Origin of the sequence: Streptomyces sp. NPDC049970, assembly GCF_040660235.1 — a bacterium.
Classification (GTDB): Bacteria; Actinomycetota; Actinomycetes; order Streptomycetales; family Streptomycetaceae; genus Streptomyces.
This window is the reverse complement of sequence record NZ_JBFALP010000002.1, coordinates 515,470-528,786: the sequence shown is the minus strand read 5'-3', so window position 1 is coordinate 528,786 and position 13,317 is coordinate 515,470. Positions and strand designations below refer to the sequence as shown.

General features: G+C 73.7%; 3 protein-coding genes. 2 read left to right on the top strand and 1 reads right to left on the bottom strand.

Features of this window, described 5'->3' with window-relative positions; all coding sequences use genetic code 11:
• The first annotated feature begins 19 nt into the window (after window positions 1-19).
• Together AB0I83_RS05230 and AB0I83_RS05225 are read left to right on the top strand one after the other, a co-directional pair.
• Complete coding sequence (locus AB0I83_RS05230; protein ID WP_363303670.1) at window positions 20-961, top strand: ABC transporter ATP-binding protein; 942 nt, start codon at window positions 20-22, stop codon at window positions 959-961.
• Window positions 958-1,767, top strand: a complete 810-nt coding sequence (locus tag AB0I83_RS05225; RefSeq protein WP_356536259.1) for an ABC transporter permease — start codon at window positions 958-960, stop codon at window positions 1,765-1,767. Before AB0I83_RS05230 ends, AB0I83_RS05225 begins: the two co-directional genes overlap by 4 nt.
• A gap of 107 nt (window positions 1,768-1,874) precedes the next feature.
• Here AB0I83_RS05225 and AB0I83_RS05220 read toward each other — a convergent pair whose 3' ends face one another.
• On the bottom strand, window positions 1,875-13,316 hold the full coding sequence (locus tag AB0I83_RS05220; protein ID WP_363303669.1) for a type I polyketide synthase: 11,442 nt from the start codon (window positions 13,314-13,316) through the stop codon (window positions 1,875-1,877).
• Between the last annotated feature and the right edge of the window lies 1 nt (window position 13,317).

Sequence of the window (13,317 nt, the reverse complement as noted above, 5' to 3'; positions counted from 1 at the left end):
GGCTCCGCAGGGGCCTGCCATGTCTAGCGCCGTCGTGGTGGAGGACCTGGGCAAGAGCTACGGCTCGGTGCGGGCCGTGGACGGGGTGAGCTTCGCCGTCGAGCACGGGGAGATCTTCGCCCTGCTCGGCCCGAACGGCGCGGGCAAGACGACCACGATGGAGATCCTGGAGGGCTTCCGCTCCCGGGACTCGGGACACATCGACGTGCTGGGCCTCGATCCGGGCGACCGGGCCACCGAACGGGTGCTGCGCGAGCGGATCGGGCTGGTCCTGCAGGACATCGCCGTGGAGCCGTACCTCACGGTCCGCGAGACGATCGCGCGCAACGCGGGGTACTACCCGGCCCCCCGCGACGTCGACGAGGTGATCGGCCTGGTCGACCTCGGCGGGATGGAGAAGAAGAAGGTCCGCTCGCTCTCCGGCGGCCAGAAGCGCCGCCTCGACCTGGCGCTGGGCATGATCGGTGATCCGGCGCTGCTGTTCCTGGACGAGCCGACGACCGGTTTCGACCCGAACGCCCGCCGCGGCGCCTGGGAGTTGGTGCGGAACCTGCGCGATGCCGGTACGACCATCGTGCTGACCACGCACTACATGGAGGAGGCCCAGGAGCTCGCCGACCGGGTGGCGGTGATCGCCGCCGGGCGGATCGTGGCGGAGGGTACGCCCTCGACGCTGGGCGGCCGTGACACGGCCAGGACCCGGATCCGCTTCGCGCTGCCGGAGGGGTGCCCGGTCACCGATCTGCCGGTGGTCGCGACACCGCCGGAGGACGGTCTGGTGACGGTGGAGTCCGCGGAGCCGACCGGCACGCTGAACCTGCTGACGGACTGGGCGCTGAGGCGCGGCACCGTGCTGGCGGGGCTGACGGTGGAGCGGCCGAGCCTGGAGGACATGTACCTGAGTCTGACCGGCCGGGACGAGAGTGAGCCGGACCGCCCGTTGGAGAGGACCGCATCGTGAGCATCGCCAGTACCGCCGCCCCCGCCCGGCAGCTTCCGCGCCGCCCCGGACCCGCTGTGCTGTGGCACCAGATCCGGTACGAGCAGCTGACGTTCTGGCGGAACCCGCAGAGCGCATTCTTCACGTTCGTCTTCCCGGTCGTGATCATCGCGATCTTCGGGGGCCTGTTCGGCGGCATCGGGGAGAGCGAGTTCTACTTCGGCCGCTCCGCGCTCCAGTACTACGTGCCGACGATCGCCGCACTGTCCGTACTGGGCGCCTGCTACAGCCAGTTGGCGATCGTGCTCGCCTCCCGGCGGCAGACCGGCATCCTGAAGCGGGTCCGGGCGACACCGCTGCCCGCCTCGGTGTACTTCGTGGGTCTGCTGGCGCACTGCGTCCTGGTGAGCGTCATCGACGTCCTGCTGATCACCGTGGTCGGCGGCCTGTACGGGGTGCCGCTCCCCGCCGTCTCCCACCTGGCCGGGCTCGCGCTGACCCTGGTGCTGGGGGCCGCCGCGTTCTGCAGCCTGGGGGTCGCGGTGGCCTCGCTGATCCGCAACGCCGAGGCCGCGCCCTCGGTGGTGCAGTTCGTCCTGTTCCCGCTGACCTTCGTCTCGGGCACCTACATGCCGATCCACTCCGGGCTGCTGAGCGGAATCGCGGACGTGCTCCCGGTGAAGCCGTTCAACGACGCCCTGCTCGCCGTCTTCGCACCGGGCGGCACGGGAGTGCCGTGGCAGGAGTACGGCGTGCTGCTCCTGTGGGGGGCGGCCGGAGCGGTCGTCGCCGTGCGGCGGTTCCGCTGGGACCCGCGCCCCGAGTGACGTGCCCCGCCGGCCGTGGGCCGGCCCCTCAGCGCTGTGACCCTGCCCGATCCCCCGGGGCAGGGTCACAGCCTTTTCGGCGGGCGGCCTCCGGAGGGCCGGGCCGCTCAGGACCGCAGTTCGCCCAGCCAGGCGTCGACGGTCGCCGCGGTGCTGCCCGCCAGGTCCTCCATCATCGTGAAGTGGTTGCCGGGTACGTCGACGACGTGGTCCGCCTCGCTCCAGCCGGTCTGCCACAGCTCGGGGGCCAGTTCCTCCCCGCCGGGCATCGGTTCACCGGCCCGCACGAGCAGGACCGGGGCGTCGAGCTTGCCGGGCCGCCAGCCGCCGAGCAGGTTGAAGTACCAGCTCATCGCCGACAGCCGGGCGGCGTCCATGCGGGCGAAACTGGCCTCGCGTTCGAACATGCCGCCGAGCAGCTGGTCCTCGAACTGGCCGAGCGAGTCGTCCCCGGGCACGTAGGTGTCCAGGAGGACGACGCCCGCCGGGCCCCGGCCCTCCCGCTCCAGGCGGGCGGCCGTCGCGTAGGCGAGGATGCCGCCGGAGGAGGAGCCGAGCACTGCGTACGGCTCGTCACCGACCTGCTCGCGCACCATACGGGCGAGGAGGTCCAGCAGGGCCTCCTCCGTCGCCGGCAGGGGTTCGCCGGCGGCGAAGCCGGGCACCGCGAGCGCGCTCACGTCCCGGACGTCGCGGAACGCGGAGGCGAAGCGGGCGTACTGGTGCACCCCGGCGAGTGCCACCTGCGAGCTGAAGCAGACCAGCCTGACCGGTCGGGGGCCCCGGGCCAGCCGGACCGAGACGGGTGACTCGGGCACGTCGGCGGCGCCGGCGAACGTGGGCCGCAGCTGGGCGACGCTCTCCAGCAGGGCGAACCCCTCGCGCAGCCGCCGCTCCTCGCAGGCGCGCCGGAACAGCGCCCCGATCGTGTCGTCCACGCTGCCGACGGCACCCGGCGACGACGCCGCTGGGGTGTCCGGCGCGGCCTGCGCACCGAGCAGGTCGTCCAGGTGGCCGGCCAGGTCGAGCGGCGAGGCGTGGTCGAAGGCGACGGTGGCCGGCAGCCGCAGTCCGGTCGCCGCGGCCAGGGCGTTGCGCACCTCCACCGACGTGAGGGAGTCCAGGCCGAGTTCGAGGAAGGGCTGCTCGGGCCGGACGGCTTCGGCGGAGGGGTGCCCGAGCACGGACGCGGTGGCCCCGCGCACGAGGTCGAGCACCGCCTCCCTGCGGGCCTCGCCGCCCAGGGACCGCAGCCGCTCCGCCGTCGTGGCACCGGCTGCCTCGCGGGCGGCGGCCCGCCGGGTCCCCGGCCGGACGAGGCCGCGCAGCAGCGGGGCCGGGTCGGCGCCGATGGCCGCGAGGTCGAGCCGGACGGGCACCAGTGAGGCGGCGTCGACGCGCAGCGTCGCGTCCAGGAGTGCGAGCCCCTGCCCGTCGCCGAGGGCGAGGACTCCGCCGCGTGCCATGCGGTCGCGGTCCGTCTCGTCGAGGCGCCCGGCCATGCCGTGCTCCCAGGCGCCCCAGGCGAGCGAGCGGGCGGGCAGGCCGTCGGCCCGGCGCTGCTCGGCGAGTGCGTCGAGGAAGGCGTTGGCGGCGGCGTAGTTGGCCTGCCCCGGGGTGCCGAAGGTGGCGGCCGAGGAGGCGAACATCACGAAGTCGGCGAGTTCGGCGTCGCGGGTCAGCTCGTGCAGGTGCAGCGCGGCGTCGGCCTTGGCACGCAGCACCGCGTCGAACCGGTCCGGCGTCAGCGAGGTGACCACACCGTCGTCGAGTACGCCGGCCAGGTGGACCACGGCGGTGAGCGGATGCGCGGGGTCCACCGAGGCCAGGGCGGCGCCCAGTCCGGCCCGGTCGGACGCGTCGCAGGCCACCAGGTCGACCTGTGCGCCGAGTGCGGCGAGCTCGTCCCGCAGGGCGGGTGCGCCGGGCGCGCCGGGTCCGCTCCGGCTCAGCAGGAGCAGACGCCGTACGCCGTGCTCGGCGACCAGGTGCCGGACGACGAGACCGCCGAGGGCGCCCGTGGCACCGGTGACGAGGACGGTGCCGTCCGGGTCCCAGGTGGTGCCGGGGGCGTCGGGAACGGCGACGCGGGCGAGCCGGGCCGCGTGCGGACGCCCCTCGCGGACGACGAGTTGGGGCTCCCCGCTGTCGAACGCCGAGGGGAGTGCGAGGACCGAGGCGGGCGCCCGGTCGACGTCCACGAGGACGAACCGGCCCGGGTTCTCCGACTGGGCGGTACGCACCAGCCCCCACAGCGGCGCGCAGGCCAGGTCGTCGGGGCGGGTGCCGCCGTCGCCGAGCGCGGTACGCGTGACGAGGGCCAGCCGCGCCCCGGCGAAGCGGTCGTCGGCGAGCCAGGACCGTACGGTCCGCAGAGCGGCGGCGGTGACGGTGCGCAGGGCGGCGGTGGGTTCGGCGGACGGGTCCGAGCCGAAGGGGACCAGGACCAGTTCGGGCAGGGTCATACCGGCCGACACGGCGGCCGAGAGGGCGTCGAGGTCGGCGAAGGACTCGGTCCAGACATCGGCCCCGGCCAGGGTGCCGGTCAGATCGAGGGGGTCGGGCCCGACGAGCGCGCAGCGGCGGAACCCCTGGTTCGCCTCCCGCTCCGGCAGTGGCGTCCACTCCACCCGGAACAGCGGGTCGACCTGGCGTGCGGCGGGTGCGGCGCTCCTGGCGAGGGGCCGGAGCGTCAGCGCGTCGACCGTGGCCACGGCCTGCCCGGCGGGGTCGGCGGCGCTGATGGCCACCTGCCCGGATCCGGTCTCGGTCAGCCGTACCCGCAGGGTGGAGGCGCCCTGGGCGTGCAGCGTCACGCCGCCGAAGGCGAAGGGGACGAGCCGGCCGGCTGCCCCGGGGAGCAGGTACGCGACGGCGTGCAGGGCGGCGTCGAGGAGCGCGGGGTGCAGTCCGTACCGCGCGGCGTCCGTCCGGACAGGTTCCGGCAGGGCGACCTCGGCGCAGATCTCGCCGTCCAGCCGCCAGGCCCGGTCCAGGCCCTGGAAGGCGGGACCGTACGCGACCTCGCCGCCCCCGGCGCCGGGGTGTTCGGGGTGTTCGGTGTGTTCGCCGTCTTCGGCGTAGAGGCCGTCGAGCGGCACCTCCACCGCGCCGGGCGGCGGCCAGTCGGCCGTGTCGAACGGATCGGCCTCACCGCCCGCGGTCAGCGCCCCGGACGCGTGCAGGGTCCAGGGCATCCCCTCGGGCGCGTCGGCGGGCCGGGAGGAGATCCGCACGGCGCACTGCCCGGAGGTGTCGGCGGGCCCGGTCACCACCTGGAGCTGCCGCTCCCCCGCGTCGAGGGCCAGTGGCGCCGACAGGACAAGTTCCTCGACGCGCCCGAGGCCGGCGTGGTCGCCCGCGTGCACGGCCAGTTCGAGGAGCGCCGTGCCGGGCAGCAGGGGCGCCCCGCCGGCACGGTGGTCGGCGAGCCACGGCTGAGCCGCCGTGGAGAGCCGGCCGGTGCAGACGTGACCGCCGTCGGCCAGCGGCACGCAGGCGCCCAGCAGGGGGTGTTCGGCACCGGTGAGTCCGGCCGCCGTCAGGTCGGCCCGGGGCGCGCCGGCGTCCGCCCAGTACCGCTGCCGCTGGAAGGCGTACGTCGGCAGCTCGACGCGGCGCGCACCGGTGCCGGCGTAGAGCTCGGCGCCGCCCGCCGGTGTCCCGTGGGCGAGCAGCGGGGCGAGCACCGCGGCGAACGTCTCGGTCTCGGGGCGGCCACGGCGCAGTGCCGCGCCGGTGAACGGCGCCGGTTCCGGCCCGGCCGTCCCGGTGCCGTCGCCCGTGAGGTGTTCCTGGACGGCGGCCGTGAGGACGGGGTCCGGGCCGAGTTCGACGAGGACGTCGGCCCCTGCGGCCCGCAGCCGTGTCACGGCGTCGTGGAAGCGCACGGTCTCGCGGACCTGGCGCACCCAGTAGCCGGGCTGTTCGAACGCGGCGGCGTCGGCGTCCGCGCCTCCGGTCGGCACGACCGGGATGCGGGCCGGGTGGTACGTCACGGACTCGGCGACGCGGCGGAAGTCCTCAAGCATCGGGTCCATACGCGCCGAGTGGAAGGCGTGGCCTACTCGCAGCAGTTTGGCCGAGCGGCCCGGGAAGCGGTCGGCGACGGCGCGTACGGCGTCGTCCTCGCCCGACAGCACGACGGACGACGGGCCGTTGACGGCCGCGAGGTCCACGCCCTCGCCGAGCAGCGGGGCGACCTCGGCCTCGGACACCCGCAGGGCGAGCATGGCTCCGCCCTCCGGGAGCGCCTGCATGAGCCGGGCGCGGGCGGCGACCATGCGGCAGGCGTCCTCCAGCGTCCACACGCCCGCCACATGGGCGGCGGCCAGTTCGCCGACGGAGTGGCCCACCAGGTGGTCCGGGGTGACTCCGGACGACTCGAGCAGCCGGTAGAGGGCCACTTCGAGGGCGAACAGCGCGGGCTGCGCGAACCCCGTTCCGGTGAGGGCCTGTTCGCCCCCGGCCATGACCTCGCGCAGGGAGGTGCCGAGTGCGGCGTCGAGGTGTTCGCACGCGGCGTCCAGGGCTTCGGCGAAGACGGGGGCGCGGTCGTACAGCTCCTGTCCCATGCCGACGCGCTGGCTGCCCTGACCGGTGAACAGGAACGCCACACGACGCCGTGCCGCGCGGCCGTGGGCGACACCCGGGGCCGGGGTGCCGGAGGCAGCCGCGTCCAGAGCGGTGAGCAGCCCCTCCCGGTCGGCGGCGGCGACGACCAGGCGGTGGTCGAAGAGCGCGCGCGTCGTGGTGAGCGAGTGGCCCACGTCGAGCGGGTCCAGTCCGGGGTGCTTCGCCAGATGGTCGCGCAGGGCGGCGGCCTGGCCGCGTGCGGCTTCCTCCGTACGCCCCGAGACCAGCAGCGGCAGCACGGGCGGGGCGGACACGGGCCGGGCGGCGGGAGCGGACACCTCCGGGGCCGCGGCTTCCAGGATCACGTGCGCGTTGGTGCCGCTGATACCGAAGGACGAGACTCCCGCACGGCGTGGCCGGCCGGTCTCCTGCCACGGGACGGCCTCGGTGAGCAGCTCCACCTGCCCGGCGGCCCAGTCGACCTGTTCGGTGGGCCGGTCGACGTGCAGGGTCGGCGGCAGCATGCCGTGCCGCATGGCCTGCACCATCTTGATGACACCGCCGACACCGGCGGCCGCCTGTGCGTGGCCGATGTTGGACTTGATCGATCCCAGCCACAACGGCCGCCCGTCGGGCCGGTCCTGGCCGTAGGTGGCGAGCAGGGCCTGCGCCTCGATCGGATCACCGAGGACCGTGCCGGTGCCGTGTCCCTCGACGGCGTCCACATCGGCGGCTCCCAGCCCGGCACGGTCCAGCGCCTGCCGGATGACGCGCTGCTGTGCGGGACCGTTGGGCGCGGTGAGGCCGTTGGACGCACCGTCCTGGTTGACGGCCGAGCCACGCACCGTGGCGAGCACCCGGTGCCCTTTGCGGCGGGCGTCGGAGAGCCTCTCCAGGAGCAGCATGCCGACGCCCTCGGCCCAGCCGGTGCCGTCGGCCGCGGACGCGAAGGACTTGCACCGGCCGTCGGCGGCGAGCCCGCGCTGCCGGCTGAAGTCGACGAAGGTGCCCGGGGTCGCCATCACGGTGACTCCCCCGACGAGCGCCGAGTCGCACTCGCCCTCACGCAGTGACTGGGCCGCCAGGTGCATGGCCACCAGTGAGGAGGAGCACGCGGTGTCGACGGTGACCGCGGGTCCTTCGAGGCCGAGGAGGTAGGCGACCCGGCCGGTCGCGACACTGCCCGCCGAGCCGGTGCCCAGGAAGCCTTCGGCGCCCTGGGGCACGGTGTGCAGACGGGCGAGGTAGTCGTGGTACATCACACCGGCGAACACTCCGGTGCGTCCGCCGCGCAGGGTGGCGGGGTCGATGCCGGCCGACTCGACGGCCTCCCAGGACGTCTCCAGCAGCAGCCGCTGCTGCGGGTCCATGACGACCGCCTCACGCGGTGAGATTCCGAAGAAGCCGGCGTCGAACTCGGCTGCCTCGTGCAGGAATCCGCCCTCGCGTACGTAGCTCGCCCCGCCGGTGTCCGGGTCGGCGTCGTAGAGCCGCTCCAGGTCCCAGCCCCGGTCGGACGGGAACGGGGTGACCCCGTCGGCACCGGAGGCGACCAGGTCCCACAGCTCGTCGGGATTGCGTACGCCCCCGGGATACCGGCAGGCCATGCCGACGATGACGACCGGGTCGTCGGTGGTCCCGGTCCTCCGGACGGTACGGACGTCGGTCCGCTTGGGTGCCTCCCCGTCGAACAGCCGCTCCAGGAGGTGCCGGGCAACGGCCTCGGCGGAGGGGTGGTCGAAGACCAGGGTCGCGGAAAGCCGGAGGCCGGTCACGGAGTTGAGGTGGTTGCGGAGCTCGACCGCGGTCAGGGAGTCGATGCCGAGGTCGCGGAACGGCTGGTCGACGGCGAGATCCTCCGCCGTGTCGTGGCCCAGCACGGTCGCGGCGCGCTCCTGCACGAGCCGGCGCAGGGCGGCCAGACGGTCGTCCACGGACATCGGGGTCAGCCGGTCGGCAAGCGACGCGGCCGCGGCCTCGTCGGCCTGCGCGGCGCGGCGTCGCGGCGCGCGGACCAGGGAACGGAACACGGGCGGCAGATGGTCGGCGGTCTCCCGCAGCGCGGCCAGGTCGAGACGTACGGGCAGCACCGCGGCGTGCCCTGACGAGGGCGCGAGGTCGAACAGGGCGGTGCCGTCGGAGTCGGTGAGCGGCACCAGACCGCCGCGCGCCATGCGGCGCCGGTCGGCCTCACCGAGCCCGCCGGTCATCTCGCCCGGCCCGCTCCACAGGCCCCAGCCGAGTGACAGCGCGGCGAGCCCGGCGGCGCGGCGGCGTACGGCGAGCGCGTCGAGGAAGGAGTTGGCGGCGGCGTAGTTGGCCTGCCCCGGCGCGCCGAGCGCGGCCGACACCGAGGAGAACAGGACGAACGCCGACAGGGGTGCGTCGCGGGTCAGTTCGTGCAGGTTGAGCGCGGCGTCCACCTTGGGCCGCAGCACCTGCCGTACCTGTTCGGCGTCGAGGTGCGTGACGGTGGCGTCGGCCAGAACGCCCGCGGTGTGCACGACACCGGTCAGCGGGTGCTCGGCCGGGACCTCGGCGAGTACCGCCGCGAGCCCGTCGCGGTCCGCCGCGTCGCAGGCGACCAGGGTCACCCGGGCACCGAGTTCCGTCAGCTCGGCGACGAGCCCGGCCGCACCCGGCGCCTCATGACCCCGTCGGCTGAGCAGCAGCAGGCGGCGTACGCCGTGGACCGTGACCAGGTGCCGGGAGATCACTCCGCCGAGCTGCCCGGTGGCACCGGTGACGAGGACCGTGCCGTCCGGGTCCCAGCTGGGCGCCCCTGCCGTGGCCGGGGCCGCCGAGGTCAGGCGGCAGGCGAGCAGGACGCCGTCCCGTACGGCGAGCTGCGGCTCCGTGGAGCACAGCACACCGGCCGGCACATCACGCGCGTCGACGAGCTGGAGGCGATCGGGATGCTCGGACTGCGCGGACCGTACGAGGCCCCAGACCGCCGCGCCGGGCAGGTCCACGAGCTCGTCCCCGCGCCCGGTGGCCACCGCCCCGTCGGACAGCAGGATCAGGCGGCTCGTCTCGAACCGCTCGTCGGCCAGCCACTCCTGGACCAGCGCCAGAACCCGCAGCACCTCGTCATGGGTGGCCTGCGCCGACTCCGCGCCCGGCAGGCCGCAACGGGCCACCACCACGTCCGGTACGGGAGCCCCGCCGTCGACCGCTTCGCACAGGGCGGCGAGGGAGCCGTACGGGGTACCGCCGCCGGGGAGGCCGTCGGCGGATAGCCCGGCGGGTGAGCCGTGGATGTGCGAACCGGGGGCGTGTGAGCCGGCGACGTCTGCGTCTGCGTCTGCGTGACCGTCGCTGAGCACCGCCCAGTCCGGTGCGGCGGCGCCCGGCGCCGGGACCGGCATCCAGTCGAGCCGGTAGAGGGCGTCGCGGAGGGCCGGGTCGCCGTCCCCTGCCGCCAGGGCGCCGGTGGCCATCGGCCGCAGCGTCAGGGAGGCCACCTCGGCGACGGGCCGGCCGGAGACGTCGGCCACCTCCAGGGCGAGGCTCTCGGGCCCGGTGGGTGTCAGGCGCGCGCGCAGCGCGGTGGCGCCCAGAGCGTGCAGGGACACCCCGCCCCAGGAGAACGGCAGCCGTCCGGGGCCGCCGTCTCCCTCCCCGGGGCTTCCGGCCCCGGGAGCGCCGAGTGCCATGGCGTGCAGCACCGAGTCCAGGACGGCCGGGTGCAGACGGAAGGAGTCGGCGTCGGAGGCCGTGTGGTCCCCGATCAACGCCTCGACGAACAACTCGTCCCCGCGCCGCCAAGCTCGGTTCAGCCCGCGGAACACCGGCCCGTATCCAAGACCGATGGCGGCCAGACCGTCGTACAGCGCCGTGGTGTCCAGCTCGTCGGCACCGGTCGGCGGCCAGTCGGTAAGACCCTCCGACGGGTCTTCGGCCGGGTCGGGTGCGAGCAGACCGGTGGCATGGTGCGTCCACTCGTCGGCCGGGTCGTCCTCGCGTCGGGAGGACACCTCCACGGCACGGCAGCCGGTGGTGTCCGGGGCTGCTACCAGGAGCTGCAGATGCACGACGTCGGCCGCCGGGATCACCAACGGCGTGGTCAGGGTCAGTTCCTCGACCCTTTCGCAGCCGACGCGTTCGCCCGCGCAGAGGGCGAGTTCCAGGAACCCGGTACCGGGGAACACGATCCGCCCTGCGACCTGGTGGTCGGCCAGCCACGGATGCGTCTGCACCGACAGACCGCCGAGCAGCAGGACGTCACCGGTACCGGCCAGCGTGATCACACCCTGGAGGAGCGGATGCCCCGCCCTGGTGGACCCGAGCGGCAGGGTGCGGATGTCGGTGCGGGTGGTGGGCCAGTAGCGGCGGTGCTGGAAGGCGTAGGTGGGCAGGTCGGTGACACGGGCACCGGTGGGAGCGAAGAAGGCCGCCCAGTCGACGTGCCCGCCGGAAACCCAGAGCTCTGCCAGGGCGGACACGACGGCGGTGGACTCCGGACGCTTACGGTGCAGAACCGGCACCGCGAGTACGTCCTCACATGTCTCATCGATCGCCCCGACCAGACTCGCATCGGGACCCAACTCGACGAACCGGGTCACGCCCAGGGCCTTCAACCGGGTCACGGCGTCGGCGAAACGCACCGTGCCCCGCACCTGGTCCACCCAGTACGCGGCCGTGAACTCCTCGACGGATTCGCCGGTCAGCGTCGACACGATCGGGATCCGGGGACGCTCGTACGACAACTCCCCTGCTGCTGAACCGAACTCCTCCAGCATCGGATCCATCAACGCCGAGTGGAACGCGTGACTGACCTCCAGCCAACGCCCCCGGCGGTCGGAGAGCCCGGACACCACGGCTTCGACGGCCTCACGCACACCCGACAGGACCACCTGCCCCGGAGCGTTCACCGCCGCCACCGACACACCATCCACCAAGTGCGGAGCGACCTCCTCGGGGGTCGCGCGTACCGCCCACATCGCACCACCCGAAGGCAACGCCCCCATCAGCCCGGCCCGCGAGGCGACGAGCCGACAGGCGTCGTCCAACGACATCACACCAGCAACATGCGCCGCCGCCAGCTCACCCACCGAATGCCCGACCAGATAATCCGGCCGCACACCCCACGACTCCACAAGACGGAACAACGCAACCTCGACCGCGAAAATCGCAGGCTGCGCCCAACCCGTGTTCCTCAACGCGTCCGCATCACCGGACAACACCTCACGCAGAGGACGGTCCAGCAACCCGTCGAACCGCGCACACACCTCGTCCAAAGCCGCCGCGAACACCGGGAACGCGGAAGCCAACTCCACGCCCATACCGACCCGCTGACCACCCTGACCCGAGAACACGAACCCGGTCAGACCAGGCCGTGCCACCCCGGCCAGCGTCTCCTGCGTTGGCTGCCCGTCAGCGAGTGCGCCCAGTTGCCTCCGCAGTTCACTCGCGTCCGGTCCCAGCACCACCACTCGGTGTTCCAGGGGCGACCGGGTGGTCGTCAGCGACAGCCCGACGTTGGCCGCGTCCACGTCCTGTGCGACGGTCAGCAGACGCCTCGCCTGGGCGGCCGTGCCCACGGCCGACTGTGCGGAGAGTGCCCAAGGCACCACCGGCAGGTGGAGACCATTGGCGCCCGGCGTGCCTGACGGGGATTTCGCCTCCTCGGCGGGTGCTTCTTCCAGGATGACGTGCGCGTTCGTGCCGCTGATGCCGAACGACGACACGCCTGCGCGGCGGGGCCGTTCGCCGCGCGGCCACCCGCGCGCCTCGGAGAGGAGCTCCACAGCTCCGGCCGACCAGTCCACGTGCGAGGACGGACGTCCCACGTGAAGCGACTTCGGCAGCAGCCCGTGCCCCATGGCCAGGATCATCTTCATGACGCCCACGACGCCCGCAGCCGCCTGGGTATGACCGATGTTGGACTTGACCGACCCCAGCCACAACGGCCGGCCTTCGGGTCGGTCCTGCCCGTACGTCGCCAGCAGCGCCTGCGCCTCGATCGGGTCGCCCAGTCTGGTACCCGTACCGTGCGCCTCGACCGCGTCCACCTCGGACGAGGCAAGACCCGCATCGGTGAGTGCGGACCGGATCACGCGCTGCTGCGACGGGCCGTTCGGTGCCGTCAGACCGTTGGACGCGCCGTCCTGGTTCACCGCGGAACCCCGCAGCGCGGCCAGCACCCGGTGCCCCTTGCGCCGCGCGTCCGACAGCCGCTCCAGGACCAGGACGCCTACGCCCTCGCCCCAGCCCGTACCGTCCGCGTCGTCCGAGAACGCCTTGCACCGGCCGTCCCCGGCCAGGCCGCCCTGACGCTCGAACTCCACGAAGGCGCCCGGCGTGGACATCAAGGTGACGCCACCCGCGAGGGCAAGATCGCACTCACCGGAACGCAGGGAGTGCGCCGCCAGATGCATCGCGACGAGGGACGAGGAGCACGCCGTGTCGATCGTGACCGCCGGGCCTTCGAAGCCCAGCGCGTACGACACCCGGCCAGACAGCACGCTCGCGGAACTGCCTGTCCCGCCGTAACCCTCCGCAGACTCTCCCGCCAACGCCAAAGCAGTCGGATAGTCCTGCCCGTTCGTACCCGCGAAGACACCCACCGGCAACCCACGCAGGGAGGCCGGAGATATACCGGACCGCTCCAAGGACTCCCACACGACTTCGAGCAGCAACCGCTGCTGCGGGTCCATCGCCAACGCCTCACGCGGCGATATCCCGAACAGACCGGCATCGAAATCCGCCGCGCCCTCGACGAAGCCACCGGTGCCGGGACCCACGGCCCAACCACGATCCGCCGGGAAGGGGCCCATGGCGTCGACGCCTTCGGCCACCAGGCTCCACAGATCCTCGGGCGAGCCGACCCCACCGGGGAACCGGCAGCCCATGCCCACCACGACGACGGGATCGGACCCGGTCGACTCCACGTCCCGAAGCCGCTGCTTGGTCTCGTGGAGTTCGAGCGTGACCTTCTTCAAGTAACCGAGAAGCTTGTCCTCGTTGCTCATC

Coding starts and splice junctions, on each gene's coding strand:
- AB0I83_RS05220 (WP_363303669.1), bottom strand. CDS start 13,316: ATGAGCAACGAGGACAAGCTTCTCGGTTACTTGAAGAAGGTCACGCTC.
- AB0I83_RS05230 (WP_363303670.1), top strand. CDS start 20: ATGTCTAGCGCCGTCGTGGTGGAGGACCTGGGCAAGAGCTACGGCTCG.